The organism is Arthrobacter mangrovi (assembly GCF_026011795.1).
Classification (GTDB): Bacteria; Actinomycetota; Actinomycetes; order Actinomycetales; family Micrococcaceae; genus Crystallibacter; species Crystallibacter mangrovi.
In genome coordinates this window covers 320,796-336,567 of the sequence record NZ_BRVS01000001.1, presented here as the reverse complement: position 1 = coordinate 336,567, position 15,772 = coordinate 320,796, and the positions used below count along the sequence as shown (strand labels likewise).

Below are 15,772 nucleotides of genomic sequence, written 5' to 3'. Positions count from 1 at the left end.
TCGTCCGCGTGTGGTTCCCCGGGTCGGTGCCCGTCCGCAGGGTTCCCCGGCGCCGACGCCCGCAGCCCCGCAGCCGGATCTGCCGTCCCTTGAACCCGCCACCGGCTTCCAGCAACCTTGATCCATCCCGCACCATCGGAAGGCCCGCACCATGTACCAGCAGCCCCGTTCAGCACTGCACAACCTCAGCGCCCGGGAACTCGGCGAGGCCTATGCCGCGAAGGAGCTTTCGCCGGTGGAGGCGGCCGAGGCCGTCATCGAGCGGATCGAGGCCCGCGAGCCGGTGCTGAACGCCCTGTACCAATTCGAGCCGGAGGCCGTACGCGCGGACGCGAAGGCGAGCGAGCGGCGCTGGATGGAGGGCACCGCCCGCGGCCCGCTGGACGGCGTACCGATGACCGTCAAGGAGAACATCGCCCGGGCCGGCGTCCCAATGCCGTCCGGAACAGCGCTCTCCAACCCGAAGGTGCCCCAGGCCAACGCGCCCGTCACCGACCGGATCCTCGAGGCCGGCGGCGTGATCGTGGGATCCACCGTCATGCCGGACTGGGGCATGCTTTCCTCCGGCGTCTCCAGCCTGCACGGCATCACCCGCAGCGCGTGGAATCCGGCCTGGACCACCGGGGGCTCGAGTTCCGGCGCCGGTGCGGCCGCCGCCGCCGGCTACGGCCCGCTGCACGTCGGCACCGACATCGGAGGCTCCATCCGGCTGCCCGGAACCTGGCAGGGCCTGGCCACGCTCAAGCCCAGCGCCGGGCTGATTCCGCTCGACGTTCCCTATATCGGCCGGGCCGCCGGACCGATGGCGCGGACGGTCGGGGACGCGGCGCTGTTCATGACCATCCTGGCGCAGCCGGACATCCGGGACTACACCGCCCGGCCCTATCCCGCCATGGACTGGGACCTTGCCGACAAGCCGGACGTCTCCACGCTCAGGATCGCGCTGCAGACCGACGCCGGGGCCGGGGCCTGCCCCGATCCGGAGGTCCTCGCCGCCGTCGAGGCCGCCGCCGCATTGTTCGCCGACGCCGGGGCCACGGTGGAACGGATCGGCCCCTTCATCACCCAGGACATGCTCGACGGCCTCGACAACTTCTGGCGCACCCGGTCCTGGGCGGACTACCGGGAGCTGAGCCCGTCCGAGCAGGACAAGGTCCTGCCCTACATCGCGCGGTGGTGCTCGCGCGGTGCGGAGTTCGGCGGGGCCGAGACCATCCGCAACTTCGGGAGCATTGACCGGATGCAGCAGGCGACCATTGCCGCGACGGCAAATTACGACGTCGTTCTCTCACCTGTGTCGCCGATGGCCGCCTTCCCCGCGGAGCAGCCGATGCCCGTCGACGATCCCGACCGCACGATGGCCCACATCGGCTTCACCGTCCCGTACAACATGTCCGGCCAGCCCGCGGCGACCGTCAATTGCGGTTTCACCGCCGACGGCCGTCCGATCGGCCTGCAGTTGGCCGGGCGCGTCGGGGCGGATGACCGGATCCTCCACGTCGCGGCATGGTACGAGGCCGCCCGGCCGTCCTGTGCCGTTCCCGACTGGGCCGGCCTCGACTAGCCTCCTCGTGTCACTAGTCTCCTCGTGTCAGTGGGCGCACCGGCTCTGTGGTCGCACCGGTCGGGCTAGGCCTGGATACGGTGATCGTCATCCGCGCCCTGCACCCGCTCTTCGTCGTCCCCTGGCGGAAGTCGACGGATCAGGGAGGCCAGCGGGATCAGAAGGGCGGCGGCGTCGGATCGGCGAAGGGGTCGGGCGGTGGCTCGGGCGGCGGTTGGACGCCGAGGCGGATCCAGGTGCCGTCCGGGTAGCTGATGTAGGCGTGGCCGCTCTTGCCCTGGTGGCGGAGCACCCCCTTGTCCTCCTGGGTCGTTCGCCAGCCACCCTCGTGCTTCGCAATGTGATCGGGTTTGCAGTACGGCGCGAGGTTGCCCAGTTCGGTCTTGCCGCCGGCTTCCCAGGCGACGGTGTGGTCCAGGTCGCAATGCCTGGAATGGACGAGGCAGCCGGGTCCCCGGCAGCTTTCGTCCCGGAGCCGGACCAAGCGTTTGAGCCATTCGGGCGGATGCCGCATCTCCTTTGCGACGGCCACGGCCTCGCCGTTTTCATCGATCAGCACCGGTAGCCAGCTCTTCGCCAATGCCGCGATATTGCGGGCGGTCTCCGGCGGGACCGGTCCGTAGCCGGCCAGATGGCCGGGCTCAGTACTGATGCCGGCTGCTGTCGCCAGGGGGATGGTCACCGCCACGGACGCCGTGATGTTGCCGCCGATGGTGATGGGGCCCGGTCCGCGGCCGCATGATCCGCAGGCACCGTCCGCGCCGAGGCCGTCGCCGCCGAGGCCGCCGGTGCTGAGGCCGCCGGTGCCAGTGCCTGCGCCGGTGTCTGTGGCCGTCCGGAAGGCATGACCCGGCGTTTCCAGGAGCAGGTCGGCCAGGACATCGGCGCGAAGCTGGCCCAAGGTGCGCGTTTCCTCGGCGGTCTTGAGGAATTTGGCATGCGTCTGGAGCAGGTCGTAGATCAGCAGTGCCTTGTCCGCGCTGGTGCGGATGTACAGTTCCGCCATGCCGTCCTCTTGGGGAAAGAAGGAGACGCCCCGTCCTTCCATTTCGCGCTCGTGCCGCACGGTGAGACTTTCCGGGTGCAGGTCATTCCGCACGCGGCGGATTCGCTTTTGCAGGGACTCCTTGAGAATGTTCCCGGCGCCCGGGAGTACGTTCGCTTCGTAAACGGGGAGGAGATCGTCCGGCAGGCCGCGGGCGCCGTGGGCGATCGCCGCGGCCCGCGGAAGGTCGATGGTGCCCGACGCCATTGCAGCCACTGTCCCCGGCAGCCAATTCCACAGCTGGACGGCGTCCGCCAGCTCCTTGCTGACGGAGCGCTTCGACTGATGGATGTGCGGGGCGATTTCCCCGGCGGCAAACCGGGAATAGCCTTCATTGCCCGTGATACCGGTCCCGTCCTCTGCCCTATGCTCCGCGAAGCGAGCCATGCCGCGAACTTTCAGTGCCTGCGCCCATGCCGTTACTCGTCCGGTCGCGGCCAAGTAGTCCAATGTGTCCGCATCGGAGAGTGAACAGACGTCGACGGCGTCGAGGAGGACTGCCAACGTTGCGGGCGGGACCTGTTCCCAGACATCCCGCCAGTCCGCCGGGGTCGCATTGTCTGCGGTTGTCTCCAGCTCCTTGGCGGTGGTCGGAGCCTGGTCAGGGCCGCTGGAGGACGAGATGCTGCGGGGCAAGGTGCCCGGGGCCGACGGGACCTGGGGTGAGGTGCCTTGAATAGGCGTGCCCTGGGGTGAGGTTCCATGGGTTGACGGGGCCTCGGGTGAGGTGCCTTGGCTTGGCTGGGCCTGGGTCGGCGGGGCCTCGGGTGAGGTGCCTTGGCTTGGCCGGGCCTGGGTCGGCGGAGCTATGGGCAGGCTGCTCGGGGCAGCCGGCATCCGGAACACTTCGACCTGCTGGGCCGATAGTTCCGGGCGGCGAACTAGTTCCCGCGAAGCGGATTTTCCTACCAATGGAGCGGTGGGGGCACGGTACCCGGACGGCGCCGGGACAAAATACGGTTGGACGGTCGGCGCCTCGTTCGGAGGACCGCCCGCCTCCGGGTACAGCAACCGAAGGCGCCGTTCGAGCAGAGCCCTGTGGAGGTTGTATTCGAGCAGGGAAAAGGCGCCGGCGGGCCGGGACGGTAAGCCCCGCGACGCCGTCGGACCTTCTTGCTGGAATTCCTCCATGAATCCACGGTAGGCGCCGCTACTGACAATATTCGTCGCCGCCTGCGGGACATTCATGATCGGGCACTTTGTGCCCTGTTTCGCTGGCCGGACCGGGACTAGCATGTGCCTCATGCCGAACCACGGAGCGTCACCGGACACGGAAATCCTGAACGAACAGGAATGCTGGCGCTTGCTGCGCCGCGTCTCGTTGGGCCGGTTAGCGGTCTGGGTGGAGGACCACCCCGATATCTTTCCCGTTAACTACACCGTGGATCGGGACACGTTGGTATTCCGGACCGGAGCCGGGACCAAGCTGGCGGCGGTCAAAGGCGATACGCCGCTGGCGCTGGAGGCGGACGGCGTGAACGCCGAGACCGGTATCGCGTGGAGTGTCGTGTTGAAGGGGCGGGCGGAGGAAGTCGTGCCTACCGAGGAGTTCCTCGACTCCGTGGCGAGGGTCCTCTTTCCGTGGCAGGGCGGGCGTAAGGAACACTTCGTGCGGATTGTTCCGACGACGGTCACCGGCCGCCGGTTCGCCGTGGTGCAGCCCAAGGCGTGGTGGATTTCCCTCGACGAGGCCAGCCGCGCCGGGCTGGAATAACCGGGCTGGAGCAGCCTGCCTGGTGTGAGCGGATAAGGAGGCCCCGCGATGATGTGGTGGGATGGCAACGGCTGGGGCGGCTGGGGCGGCTGGGGGATGGCCGCCTGGATGGTGATCAGCGGTCTGCTGGCGCTGGCCGGCCTGGTCGTCCTTATTGTCCTGCTGGTCCGGGTCCTGGGTGGCGGCGTCGGTGCGGGCGGCAGGTCCGCGCCTCCGCCCATGCCTCGAAGCAGCGCCGAACAGATCCTTGAGGAGCGGCTGGCTCGCGGGGAACTGACCGTCGACCAGTACCGCGAAGTGCTCGGGGCGCTCCGGGGCGGACCGGTCGGACCTGGCGGGCCGAGTGGAATGGCCGGGCCGAGTGCAACGGGCGGCCCCGGTGGAACCGGTGGACGGGGTGCATTCGGTGGAACGGCACCCGGTGGAACGGCACCCGGCGGGCCCGGTGGAACCGGTTAGTCGGCGACAGCTGCTGCTGTGGGGCGCGGGCGGGCTCGCGGCGACGGCCCTCGGCACCGCCGGGCTGGTTCGCGGAGCGGTCCGGCTCGATGGTCCTGCGGGCGGAGCCTTGGCTGCGCCGCGGGAGCTGAAGAGCCGCGGAAGGAACCTCGAGGTGCAGTTGACGGCGGCGCGCGGGCCCGTCCGGCTCGGCGACGGGGAAGCCACGATGCTGCGCTACAACGGAATGCTGCCGGGACCGACTTTGCGGCTGCGGCCCGGGGACCGGCTGAAGGTAGCCCTGCGCAACGACCTGCCCGAGGCCACGAACCTGCATGTGCACGGCCTCCACGTCTCGCCGCAGGACAACGGGGACAATCCATTCGTCCATATCGGAGCCGGAAGCACCTTCAACTATGAGTACGAGCTCCCGGCGGACCACCCGTCCGGGGTGTTCTGGTACCACCCGCACCTGCACGGAAGCGTGGCGGAGCAGGTGTCGGGCGGCCTGTACGGTGCCATCATTGTCGAGGACCCGGAACCGATCGCAGTCAGCAGGGAACGCGTGCTGATGATTTCGGATGTCTCGCTGGGCCCTTCGGGGAGGGTCCAGAGCCCGTCCTTCATGGACCGGATGATGGGGCGCATGGGCGGCGTCTTGCTGCTCAACGGCCAGGTCCGGCCCCAGCTGGAGGCCCGCCCGGGTCAACGGGAACGGTGGCGTGTAGTCAATGCGTGCGTCTCGAGGTATCTGCGGTTGAGGCTCGACGGGCAGCAGATGGAGCTGCTCGGCATGGATCTCGGACACTATGCGGTTCCGCGGGCGGTCGATGAGGTGTTCCTGGCGCCCGGCAACCGGGCGGACTTGCTTGTGACGACCGTGGCGGGGACGTCGCGGCTGCGCGCCTTGCCTTACAACCGCGTCAACATGGGCGGAATGGGCAACATGATGGGGCAGGATTCCGGCGGGGAACATACCCTCGCCGCCCTGGTGGTGGCGGGGCAGCAGGCTCCGGCTCCGGCACCTGTGGCCGCCCGGCCTGCATCCCGCGACCTGCGAGGCGAGGCGCCGGCGGGCACGCGTGAGCTGGTGTTCTCCGCAGCGTTCGGCGGAATGATGGGTGGAGGCCCGGTCGGGGGTCCGGACGGCGGGCCGGCTTTCGGCCGCTTCACCATCGATGGCCGCGAGTTCGATCCGGCGCGTACCGATGTCCGGGCGAAGGCCGGCAGCGTGGAGGAGTGGACGCTGACCAACACCAGCCCGATGGACCATCCCATCCACCTGCACATCTGGCCGATGCAGCTCATCGAAACCGGCGGACGGCCTGTACGCGACATCCTCTGGCGCGACGTGGTCAACGTTCCCGCGAACGGGCAGGCCCGTGTCAGGATCGCGTTCGACGACCATGTGGGCCGGTCCGTCTTCCACTGCCATATCCTCGATCACGAGGACAACGGGATGATGGCGGTCATCGAGGTTCGCTAGCGCGGCCTGCAAAGGAAGAGGGCGTCGGGCCAGGGTAACTGCGTCAGGACCCGGCAGCCCGCGTTAGGAACGGGCGTCGCGCGTCGGAACAGGCAGCCGGCGTCAGGAGCTGGGCGGGTCGAAGCGCCCGTCGACCGCCGTCCATCCGCCATCGACCATGAGCACCGAACCGGTGACGTAGGTGGAGGCGCGGGAGGCGAGGTAAACCACGGCGCCGGCAAGCTCGTCCGGCGTGGACCAGCGGCCCAGCGCGCCCTTCTCGGCGTAGGCGTTGTACCACTCCGGGCTGGCCTTGATCTGGGCCGTGAGCGGGGTTTCGACGACGCCGGGGGCGATGACGTTGACCCGGACGTTGGACGGGCCGAACTCGGCGGCGGCGGTGCGGGCGAGTTGGACGAGGCCGGCCTTGGTCGCTGCATAGGCGCCCTGGCCGGGTTCCACCGTGAACGCGCGGATGGACGCGAAGCCGATGATCGAACCGCCGCCGTTGGCCGCCATCTTCGGGGCGAAGGCCTGGATCAGCGCGAAGGAGGCCTTCAGGTTGAGGCTGACGACGCGGTCGAACTCTTCCATGGTGTAGTCGGCGATCCGCTTGCGCACGTTGGTGGCGGCGGTGAAAACGAGCGCCGCGATGTCAAAGTACTCGTCGGCGGCGGCGCGCACGGCGTCCTGGTCCAGCACGTCCAGGACCGTGGACGTGGCGGAGCCGCCGATCATCGCCGCGGTCTCTGCCGCCGTCGTACTGTCCCGGTCCGCACAGATGACGCTGGCGCCGTGGGCACCGAGGGCGAGGGCGGCTTCGCGGCCGATCCCGCTGCCGGCACCGACCACCAGGACGCGGTCGCCGTCGAACTGGAAGAGCCGGGTGTAGTCCATGGGGCGTCCTTCGTGCGGGGTCATGGGCGGATCATCGCCATGCGCGTGACGGTGAATTCTTCGATGGCGAAGCGCGGGCCTTCGCGGCTGATGCCGGAGTCCTTCACGCCGCCATACGGCATGATGTCAGAGCGGAAGCCCGGGATCTCGTTGACCACGACGCCGCCGGCCTCCAGTTCGTCCACCGCACGGAAGGCCGTGGGCAGGGACTTCGTGAAGATGCCGGCCTGCAGCCCGTAGCGGGACTGGTTGACCAGCGCGATCGCGGCGTCGATATCGGGAACGGTCTGCAGGCAGACCACGGGCCCGAAGATCTCCTCGCACCAGAGCTCGGAATCTGCGGGCACGTCCGCCATGACGGTCGGCTGGATGCTGCGGCCATCCAGCGCGCCGCCGGCGAGCACCCGTGCGCCTCGTTGCCGTGCGGCGTCGATCCAGCCCAGGATCCGCTGCGTCGACGCCTCGTTGATGACCGGGGCGACGCGGGTTTCCGGTGACCGGGGGTCTCCGACGGTGACCTCGCCGAGCCGTGCCAGCAGCGCCTGCTCGAACTGCGCGGCGATCGGCTCCTCGAGCACGATCCGCTGGATCGAGATGCATGCCTGGCCGTTGGCGTAGAAGCCGCCGCGGATCACGGCGTCCACGGCGTCGGCAACCACGGCGTCGGCGGCGACGATGAAACCGGTGTTCGACCCGAGCTCCAGCACCGCCTTGCGCGGCGCGGCGCTGCGGGCGATCGCATGGCCAACGGCGGCGGAGCCGGTGAAACTGACGACGGCGGAGCGCGGGTCCGCGACGAGGGTTTCGCCGACGTCGACCCCGCCGGTGACCAGCTGCACGGCCGAGGGGTCGATGCCTTGGGCGGCGAGGGCTTCGCGGATCAGGTGCACGGCCCACAATGTGGCGAGGGGCGTGTTCGGCGCGGGCTTGAGGATGATCGGGCAGCCCGCGGCGAGGGCGGGCGCGAGCTTGTGGCTGGCGAGCAGCAGCGGATAGTTGAACCCGGCAATGCCAACAACGACGCCGGCGGGGCGCCTGGTCCAGTAGCCCACCATTCCTTCACCCAGGGGCTGCAGGTCCAGCGGCACGGTCTCGCCGTGGGTATGGGCGACTTCTTCCGCGGCGGCGGCCCAGGTGGTGAGTGTCCGGGCGACCTCGGTGCGGCAGTCGATGAGGGGCTTGCCGGTCTCGAGCACCAGCAGTTCCTCGAGTTCGGCAGCGCGTTCCGCCAAGGCATCGTGGACCGCGATGAGCAGGGCCCGCTTGCGCCCCGCGCCGAGGCCGGCCACTTCCTTGAAAGCCTTCTCGGCCGCGTCCAGCGCCTGCCGGGCATGGTCCACGGTTCCCACGGGAGCATGGCCGACGACGGTGCCGTCGAAGGGGAAAACAACCGGAGCGCTGTCGGCGCAGGGAACCCAGCCGCCTCCGACGGGCAGGCCGTCCGGGTGGGCTTTCGAATAGCTGGACACCGCTTCCTCCCTCAGCTCATCCACGGTCAGCTCGTTGACTGGTCAGACCAGTGGCTTCGTCAGGCTAGCCAATGGTCGAGGGGCCGGTCAATACTTTTCGTGGTCCATGCCACAATTCCGTCACGAAGCGCGGTGGGAGCCGCCGCCGTCGTACCGTGGCTGGCGAGACTCCTCACGTGAGAAGGAAGGCAACCTCTGTGCGCAACCATCGGATCGCCGTCGTTCCCGGCGACGGCATCGGCCCGGAAGTCATCGACGCCTCCCTCGAGGTGCTCGCCGCGGCGGAAACCGCCTTCGGATTCGGCACGGAGCTGACACGGGTCGAGGCGGGCGCCCGACACTACCTGCGCACGGGCGAGTTGTGGACGCCGGAACTGGAAGAGCAACTGCGCGGCCACGACGCAGTGCTGTTCGGCGCGATGGGCGACCCGGCGGTGCAGCCGGGAGTCCTGGAGCGAGGCTTTATCCTCGCAATGCGCAAGGCCTTCCAGCAGGCGGTGAACCTCCGCCCGGTCAAGCTGTACGAGGGAGTGGCGACGCCGATCGCCGGGCTGACGCCGGAACGCTGCGACCTGGTGATCGTGCGGGAGAACACCGAGGGTGCGTACGTTGGCCGCGGTTCCACGGTGCACGCGGGCACCCCGTACGCGGTGGCCGTGCAGGAGTCCGTCAATACCCGGCCTGGGATCGAGCGCGTGGTCGACTACTCCTTCCGGCTGGCGCAGCAGCGGCGGAAGAAGCTGACGCTATGCCACAAGAAGAACATTTTGGTCGAGGCCGGAAACCTGTGGCAGGACACCGTGGACGAGGTCGGCCGGCGCTATCCGGACGTTGAGGTGGACTACGTGCACGTCGACGCGATGTGCTTCCACCTGCCGGTCGCTCCGGAGCGGTTCGACGTGGTCGTGACGGACAACCTGTTCGGCGACATCATCACCGACCTCGGCGCCGTGATCCAGGGCGGGCTGGGGGTGGCGGCCAGCGCCAACCTGAACCTGGACGGCTCGGCCCCGAGCATGTTCGAGGCGATCCACGGGTCCGCACCGGACATCGCCGGGCGGGGCTGGGCGAACCCGGTGGGCGCCGTCCTCTCCACCGCAATGTGCCTGGCCTCGCTGGGCGAACGGGAGGCAGCTCTGGCGATCGAGGCCGCGGCCGTGCACGTGCTGGCCGGCCTGCCGCAGCTTTCCGGGCCCGGCATGGGTATGGACACCGCGGGCGTCGGCAAGGAGATCGCGTCGCTGGTCGGGGCCGGGCTGCCTCCGGTCCCCGGGCGGTCCGTGATGGAGGACCTGGCCGGCGCCGGGCGCGGGAAATAGCCGGCGCCCTGGCTAGCATAAGAGTGAGGTGCGCCACGGCCCACGCCAATGGTGGGCCGCTGGCGGACGCAGTCGAGGAAGGGGGAGCCCCATGCAGCTCGTAACAGCCGTGGTCCAGCCCGCGAAGGCCGAGGCGGTGACGCAGGCCCTGCAGGATCTCGGCGTGCGCGGCATGACCGTTTCATCGGTGTCGGGGATGGGACGGCAGCGCGGCCACACCGAAACCTACCGCGGCGCGCGGATCCAGACGGACACGGTGGACAAGGTGCGGATCGAGGTCCTGGCTCACGACGAGGACGTGGACGGGATCATCGGCGCCATCGTGGCCGCGGCGCGCACCGGCGACATCGGCGACGGGAAGATCTGGGCGGTCCCGCTCACCGACGTGGTCCGGGTCCGGACGGGCGAACGAGGCCCCGACGCCATCGACTGAGCCGGCTGGGCCAATCCTCCAACCACTGTGCAGGAGATGCCCCTTTTCGCGTGGTGAAGCGGCACCTGCTGCACACTCGATCCGGGGGAACGAGCTACTTGCCGTAGGTATACCAGCCCTGTCCGGACTTGCGGCCCAGGTGGCCCTCCGCGACCAGGCGGGCAATGGCCGGGTGCGGAAGATCGTCGTCGTTCCCGGTTTCGGCGTGCGTCGCCTCGGCGATGAACGCGATGACGTCCAGGCCCACCATGTCCATCAGCTCGAACGGCCCCATCGGATGGCCGAGCGCGGCCTTCGCCGTGGTGTCGATGTCCTCGACGCTCGCGATGCCCGCGCTGTGGAGGGCGAGCGCCTCCTTCTGCACGGCGCCCATCAGCCGGTTGGCGACGAAGCCCGGGATCTCGCGGTTGATGAGGACCGGCTCCTTGCCGAAGCGGCGGGCCAGTTCCATGGTGGCTTCGACGGTGGCGTCGGACGTCTGCCCGTGCCGGACTACTTCGACGCACTTCATGACCAGGGCCGGATTGAAGAAATGCATGTTGCAGACCTGCTCCGGCCGTCCGCTGGCGTCGGCGACCTTGGAGGAGCCGAGGGTGGAGGAGTTGGTGGCAAGGATGGCGTGGGCCGGCGCGAGTGCCCCCAGCTGCTCGAAGATCTGCCGCTTGATGTCCAGCCGCTCGGTGGCAGCCTCGATCACGAAGTCGGCGTCCGCCGCGGCAGCCGCCAGGTCCGTGGTGAACGCGAGCCGGCCCAGCGCCGCCTCGGCGTCCTCCGCGTCCATCCTGCCCTTGGCGACGTTAGCCTGCATCCGCGTGGACAGCTGCTCCTTGGCCTGCGCGAGCATGTCTTCGGCGATGTCCTGGACGCTCACGCGGTAGCCGGCGAGGGCCGCGACCATGCCGATCTGCGATCCCATGGCGCCGGAGCCGATGACGAGGATGTGCTTGATGTTCTCGATGCTGGGGGTGCTCATGGTTCCTTCGGGTAGGAGCGGGAGGCGGACGACGGCGGGTGGCCGGGGGAGCGGCTGGCGGACGACGGCGGGTGGCGCGGTTAGGTGCGGGGAACTGCCGGCGCGGGCTACACGCCGGCAGTTCCGCCGCGCAGGTAGACGGTGGTGGTGTGGGTGAAGAAGTCCTTGGCCGCGGCGCCCTGTTCCTTGGGTCCGTAGCCGGACTTCTTCGCACCGCCGAACGGGACGTGCGGGTCCGCTCCGGCGGATTCGGAGTTCACGTGGAGGATGCCGACGTCGAGATCGTCGATGGCATCCAGGGCCCGGGTGACGTCCTGGGTGAACAGGGCGGCGGAGAGGCCGAACTCGCTGTCGTTGGCGAGTTCGAAGGCCTGCTCGGTGCTGGCGGCGCGCCGGACGGCCAGGACCGGGCCGAAGAGCTCTTCGCGCCAGACATCCAGCTCGCGGTCGGCGGGCAGCTCCAAAACCGTCGGAGGCACGAAATAGCCTGAGGCGAGCAGGCCGTCGTCGTACGCCTTGCCTCCGGCGATCAGTTCCGCGCCCTGTGCCAGCGCAGTGCCGACGCCGTCCAGGATGGACTTGCGCGCGGCGTCGTTGACCACCGGCCCCATGGCCACGGATGGATCGGTCGGGTCCCCGACCGATAGGGAGGAGGCGCGTTCGGAGAGCATCGCGAGGAAGTCATCCGCGACGGCTTCGGCTACGATCAGCCGCGAGGTGGCGGTGCACTTCTGCCCGGTGGAGCGGAAGGCGCCGAGCATGACCTGTTCTGCGGCCAGCTCCAGGTCTGCGTCGGCGAGCACAACGGCCGCGTTCTTGCCGCCCATTTCCGCCTGGACCGGGATGCCCCGGCCGGCGGCCGCGGCGGCGAGCCGGCGGCCCACGCCGGTGGAACCGGTGAAGGTCAGCCCGTCCAGCGCGGGGTGTTCGACGATGGCGTTGCCCATGGAGCCGGGGCCGATCAGCAGGTTCAGCACGCCCGCGGGCAGGCCGGCGGAGTCCAGCGCCTGGGCCAGGCGCACGGCCAGGAGCGGGACGGTGCTGGCCGGCTTCCAGACAACGGTGTTGCCGTAGGCCAGCGCCGGAGCGATTTTCCACGCCGGAATGGCGATCGGAAAGTTGAACGGGGTGACCACGCCGATCACGCCGAGCGGCTTGCGGGTGACGAGGATCTTCTCGCCGCGCCGCGGCGACGCGAAAATCTCGCCGGCCGTGCGGTCGCCGTCGTTGCCGTAGTACCGGAAGATCTGGGCCGCGCGCAGCACCTCGCCGCGGCCTTCGGCGAGGGTCTTGCCTTCCTCACGGGCCAGCTCCAGGCCCCAGTCGTCGGCGTTCCGCTCCAGCTCGGCCGCCGCGCGGAGCAGCACCGCGCCGCGCTCGTGCGCCGGGGTCCGCGCCCACTCCCGCTTGGCGGAAACGGCGGCGGCCATGGCCCGGTCCACCTCGGCGGCGCCGGCCTGCCGCCCCTGCGCGACGGTCTCTTCCGGCCGGGCCGGGTTGGTGCTGGCGATCGTGGAACCGTCGCCTTCGAGCCAGGCGCCGTCGATGTAGTGCTGCAGCTGTACGGGCGTGGGGGAGGTCATGCGCGCTCCTTGGGCGGGACGGAGGAAGGAAGGGGATGTGGCCGGGCAAGGTCAGGGAGGGAAATGACGGGCAGGGACGGCCGGGCAAGCGGGCTGCCTGGAGGGGCGGAGCGCGGGTCCGGCCGCGGAGCTGGCTGGCCCCGCGGCCGGACCCCTCTGGCTACCGGAAGGCGGGGATGCCGGTGATCTTGTTGCCGAGGACCAGGGTGTGCACCTCGTCGGTGCCCTCGTAGGTCCTGACGGATTCGAGGTTGTTGGCGTGGCGCAGGGGCGAGTAGTCGAGCGTGATGCCGTTGCCGCCGAGGATGCTGCGGCATTCCCGCGCGATCTCGATGGCCTCGCGGCAGTTGTTCAGCTTCCCGACGGAGATCTGGTGCGGCTGCAGCTGCCCGGCGTCCTTGAGCCGGCCGAGGTGCAGCGCGAGCAGGAAGCCCTTGTTGATTTCCAGCGCCATGTTGACCAGCTTTTCCTGCGTGAGCTGGTAGCCGGCCAGCGGCTTGTCGAACTGCAGGCGCTCCTTCGAGTAGTCGACGGCGACCTGCCAGGCATCGCGGGCGGCGCCCATCGAGCCCCAGATGATGCCGTAGCGGGCCTCGTTCAGGCATTCGAACGGGCCGCGCAGCCCCTTGGCGTTGGGCAGCAGGGCGTCGGCGGGCAGACGCACGTCGGTGAGTTCGATGTCGCACTGGATGGAGGCACGCATGGACAGCTTCGGCTCGATCGGCGTGGCCGTGAACCCGGGGGTGTCGGTGGGAACCACGAAGCCGCGGACGCCGTCGTCGGTCTGCGCCCAGATGACGGCGACCTTCGCCACCGAGGCGAGGCCGATCCAGCGCTTGGCGCCGTTGATCACCCAGTCGTCACCGTCCCGGCGGGCGAAGGTCTTCATGCTGGACGGGTCCGAGCCGGCGGTGGGCTCGGTCAGCCCGAAGCAGCCGATCGCCTCGCCGGCGGCCATCTGCGGCAGCCACTCCTTCTTCTGCTCCTCGGAGCCGTGCTTGTAGATGGCGCTCATGGCCAGCGAGCCCTGCACCGAGACGAAGGTGCGCAGGCCGGAGTCCCCGGCTTCCAGTTCGGCGCCGGCCAGGCCGTACTCCACGGCGGAGCGGCCGGCGCAGCCGTAGCCCTTCAGATGCATGCCGAGCAGGCCCAGCTTCGCCATCTCCGGCACGATCTCCAGCGGGAAGACGGCGTCCTCGTACCAGCCGGCGATATTCGGCTTGATCGTGGCATCCACGAAGGAGCGGACGCTCTTCTGCAGCAGCCGCTCCTCCTCGGTCAGGAGGGATTCGAAGCTGATCAGGTCGTAGTCGAGGGACATTGTGCTGCTTTCTGTCGGGAGGGGCGGCGGCTCGGTGAAAGGGCTAACGACGGCGGCGGTCAGGCGAGGGCGGGCGCGGCGGTCAGGCGAGGGCGGGAGCGGAGGCTTCGGCGGTGCGGGCGCCGGCCTCCGCGGCCACATCCAGGATCGCCTGGCGCAGTACGGCCAGCCCGTCGCGGAGCAGCTCGTGCCCGATGACCAGCGGCGGCAGGAGCCGGATGACATTGCCGTGCGTGCCGCAGGTCAGGGTGAGGACGCCCTGGGCGTGGCAGCGCGCGGAGATTTCCTTGGCCAGGTCCGCGCGCGGGGCGAGCGTGTCCCGGTCCGCGAACTCGAGGGCGAGCATGGCGCCGCGGCCGCGGAAGTCGGCGACGACGTCCGTTTCGGTCGCGAGCGGTTCCAGGACTTCGCGGGCGGCGGCTTCGATGGAGCGGGCGTTGGCCAGCAGGCTGCCGTCCTCGAACGCTTCGAACACGGCCAGTGCCGCCTCGCAGGCGAGCGGGTTGCCGGCGTAGGTGCCGCCGAGGCCGCCGGCGTGGACGGCGTTCATCAGGTCGGCCCGCCCGGTCACGGCGCTGAGCGGCAGGCCACCGGCCAGTGCCTTGGCGCTAAGCGTGATGTCACCGGCGACGCCCTCGTGCTCGCTGGCGAACAGGGTGCCGGTGCGGCCCATGCCGGCCTGGATCTCGTCGATCACCAGGACGATGCCGTGCCGGTCGGCGATGTCGCGCAGCCCTTTGAGGAAGCCGGGCGCCGGTACCACGAAGCCGCCTTCGCCCTGGATGGGCTCGATCACCATGGCGGCGAACGCGTCTGCCCCGTGCTCGGCGAGCGTTGCCTCGACCGAGGCAAGGGCCGCGGTGGTGACATCGGCACCCGAGACGGCGCCGCCGTCGTTGTTGGTTCCTGCCGTGGAGGTGCCGGCGCCCGGACGCAGCGGATTGGCCGACGCCGCGCGCACAATCTCGGCGGGGAACGGGCCGAAGTTCAGGCGGTACGGATTCTCCTTGGCCGTCATGGCCATGGTCAGCAGCGAACGGCCGTGGTAGGCCTCGTCGAAGACCAGGACCTTGGGCCGGCCCGTGGCGGAGCGGGCGATCTTGACCGCGTTCTCGACGGCCTCGGCGCCGGTGGAGAATAGGGCAGTGCGCTTCTCGAAGTCGCCGGGGGTGTGCTCGTTGAGCCACCGGGCGACCTGGGTGAAGGACTCGTACTCCGTGACCATGAAGCAGGTGTGCGTGAAGCGCTCCAGCTGGGCGGCCACGCGTTCGCGGACCCGCGGGTGGCTGGCGCCGATGCTCGTGACCGCAATGCCGGAGGCGAAATCGATCAGGCGGTTGCCGTCCACGTCCGCCAGGATGCCGCCGTCCGCGCGCTCGACAAAGACCGGCAGGGCGATGCCGAAGCCGTCGGTTACCTGCGCCCGCCGCTCGGCATGCAGCGCCTCGGAGCGGGGGCCGGGGATGGCGGTGGCCAGATGGCGGGACTGGGGGAGCGGGGCGGGGCCCGAGGTCTGTACGGTCATGGGACCACGCTAACGGCGGCGCAACC

At 69.8% G+C, this 15,772-nt stretch carries 13 protein-coding genes; 6 read left to right on the top strand and 7 right to left on the bottom strand.

Annotated elements, in window-relative coordinates; translation table 11 throughout:
• Positions 1–151: 151 nt before the first annotated feature.
• Complete coding sequence (locus AHIS1636_RS01510) at positions 152–1,564, top strand: amidase (protein WP_264794032.1); 1,413 nt, start codon at positions 152–154, stop codon at positions 1,562–1,564.
• A 157-nt stretch (positions 1,565–1,721) separates the two neighbouring features.
• Here the strand turns inward: AHIS1636_RS01510 and AHIS1636_RS01505 are convergent, their stop codons facing one another.
• Positions 1,722–3,245: an HNH endonuclease signature motif containing protein gene (locus tag AHIS1636_RS01505; RefSeq protein ID WP_264794031.1), complete on the bottom strand. Its 1,524-nt coding sequence runs from the start codon at positions 3,243–3,245 to the stop codon at positions 1,722–1,724.
• 607 nt (positions 3,246–3,852) lie between these two features.
• On the opposite strand from AHIS1636_RS01505, the gene AHIS1636_RS01500 reads away from it, so the two are divergent.
• The 3 genes from AHIS1636_RS01500 to AHIS1636_RS01490 are packed head-to-tail and all read left to right on the top strand — an operon-like array spanning position 3,853 to position 6,247.
• Complete coding sequence (locus tag AHIS1636_RS01500; RefSeq protein WP_264794030.1) at positions 3,853–4,323, top strand: pyridoxamine 5'-phosphate oxidase family protein; 471 nt, start codon at positions 3,853–3,855, stop codon at positions 4,321–4,323.
• A 48-nt stretch (positions 4,324–4,371) separates the two neighbouring features.
• Positions 4,372–4,782 (top strand): hypothetical protein, encoded by a 411-nt coding sequence (locus tag AHIS1636_RS20375; RefSeq protein ID WP_309298548.1) that lies wholly within the window; start codon positions 4,372–4,374, stop codon positions 4,780–4,782.
• Positions 4,769–6,247 carry a multicopper oxidase family protein gene (locus AHIS1636_RS01490; RefSeq protein ID WP_264794029.1) on the top strand — a complete coding sequence of 493 codons (1,479 nt, stop codon included), beginning with the start codon at positions 4,769–4,771 and terminating at the stop codon, positions 6,245–6,247. The genes AHIS1636_RS20375 and AHIS1636_RS01490 overlap by 14 nt, the downstream gene beginning before the upstream one ends.
• A gap of 102 nt (positions 6,248–6,349) precedes the next feature.
• Here the strand turns inward: AHIS1636_RS01490 and AHIS1636_RS01485 are convergent, their stop codons facing one another.
• Positions 6,350–7,147: an SDR family NAD(P)-dependent oxidoreductase gene (locus AHIS1636_RS01485; protein ID WP_264794028.1), complete on the bottom strand. Its 798-nt coding sequence runs from the start codon at positions 7,145–7,147 to the stop codon at positions 6,350–6,352.
• Complete coding sequence (locus AHIS1636_RS01480) at positions 7,144–8,616, bottom strand: aldehyde dehydrogenase family protein (RefSeq protein WP_264794027.1); 1,473 nt, start codon at positions 8,614–8,616, stop codon at positions 7,144–7,146. Before AHIS1636_RS01480 ends, AHIS1636_RS01485 begins: the two co-directional genes overlap by 4 nt.
• Positions 8,617–8,789: 173 nt before the next feature.
• Here AHIS1636_RS01480 and AHIS1636_RS01475 point away from each other — a divergent pair, with 173 nt between their 5' ends.
• Together AHIS1636_RS01475 and AHIS1636_RS01470 are read left to right on the top strand one after the other, a co-directional pair.
• A complete protein-coding gene (locus tag AHIS1636_RS01475) occupies positions 8,790–9,911 on the top strand; it encodes a 3-isopropylmalate dehydrogenase (protein ID WP_264794026.1) in 1,122 nt (373 codons plus the stop codon).
• A 91-nt stretch (positions 9,912–10,002) separates the two neighbouring features.
• The gene (locus AHIS1636_RS01470; RefSeq protein ID WP_264794025.1) at positions 10,003–10,344 is read left to right on the top strand and encodes a P-II family nitrogen regulator; all 342 of its coding nucleotides are present in this window, start codon (positions 10,003–10,005) and stop codon (positions 10,342–10,344) included.
• A 94-nt stretch (positions 10,345–10,438) separates the two neighbouring features.
• Here AHIS1636_RS01470 and AHIS1636_RS01465 read toward each other — a convergent pair whose 3' ends face one another.
• The 4 genes from AHIS1636_RS01465 to AHIS1636_RS01450 all read right to left on the bottom strand — a co-directional run bounded on the left by AHIS1636_RS01465 (position 10,439) and on the right by AHIS1636_RS01450 (position 15,746).
• Entirely contained in the window at positions 10,439–11,317 is an 879-nt protein-coding gene (locus tag AHIS1636_RS01465) for a 3-hydroxyacyl-CoA dehydrogenase family protein (RefSeq protein ID WP_264794024.1), read from the bottom strand.
• 107 nt (positions 11,318–11,424) lie between these two features.
• Positions 11,425–12,900 (bottom strand): aldehyde dehydrogenase family protein, encoded by a 1,476-nt coding sequence (locus AHIS1636_RS01460; protein ID WP_264794023.1) that lies wholly within the window; start codon positions 12,898–12,900, stop codon positions 11,425–11,427.
• A 160-nt stretch (positions 12,901–13,060) separates the two neighbouring features.
• Positions 13,061–14,221 (bottom strand): acyl-CoA dehydrogenase family protein, encoded by a 1,161-nt coding sequence (locus tag AHIS1636_RS01455; protein ID WP_264794022.1) that lies wholly within the window; start codon positions 14,219–14,221, stop codon positions 13,061–13,063.
• An 82-nt stretch (positions 14,222–14,303) separates the two neighbouring features.
• The gene (locus tag AHIS1636_RS01450; RefSeq protein ID WP_264794021.1) at positions 14,304–15,746 is read right to left on the bottom strand and encodes an aminotransferase class III-fold pyridoxal phosphate-dependent enzyme; all 1,443 of its coding nucleotides are present in this window, start codon (positions 15,744–15,746) and stop codon (positions 14,304–14,306) included.
• Positions 15,747–15,772 lie beyond the last annotated feature (26 nt).

What these genes read in the sequence shown, in the direction of transcription:
- AHIS1636_RS20375 (WP_309298548.1), top strand. Translation starts at nt 4,372, where the DNA reads ATGATGTGGTGGGATGGCAACGGCTGGGGCGGCTGGGGCGGCTGGGGG.
- AHIS1636_RS01455 (WP_264794022.1), bottom strand. Translation starts at nt 14,221, where the DNA reads ATGTCCCTCGACTACGACCTGATCAGCTTCGAATCCCTCCTGACCGAG.
- AHIS1636_RS01470 (WP_264794025.1), top strand. Translation starts at nt 10,003, where the DNA reads ATGCAGCTCGTAACAGCCGTGGTCCAGCCCGCGAAGGCCGAGGCGGTG.
- AHIS1636_RS01460 (WP_264794023.1), bottom strand. Translation starts at nt 12,900, where the DNA reads ATGACCTCCCCCACGCCCGTACAGCTGCAGCACTACATCGACGGCGCC.
- AHIS1636_RS01500 (WP_264794030.1), top strand. Translation starts at nt 3,853, where the DNA reads ATGCCGAACCACGGAGCGTCACCGGACACGGAAATCCTGAACGAACAG.
- AHIS1636_RS01450 (WP_264794021.1), bottom strand. Translation starts at nt 15,746, where the DNA reads ATGACCGTACAGACCTCGGGCCCCGCCCCGCTCCCCCAGTCCCGCCAT.
- AHIS1636_RS01510 (WP_264794032.1), top strand. Translation starts at nt 152, where the DNA reads ATGTACCAGCAGCCCCGTTCAGCACTGCACAACCTCAGCGCCCGGGAA.
- AHIS1636_RS01465 (WP_264794024.1), bottom strand. Translation starts at nt 11,317, where the DNA reads ATGAGCACCCCCAGCATCGAGAACATCAAGCACATCCTCGTCATCGGC.
- AHIS1636_RS01485 (WP_264794028.1), bottom strand. Translation starts at nt 7,147, where the DNA reads ATGACCCCGCACGAAGGACGCCCCATGGACTACACCCGGCTCTTCCAG.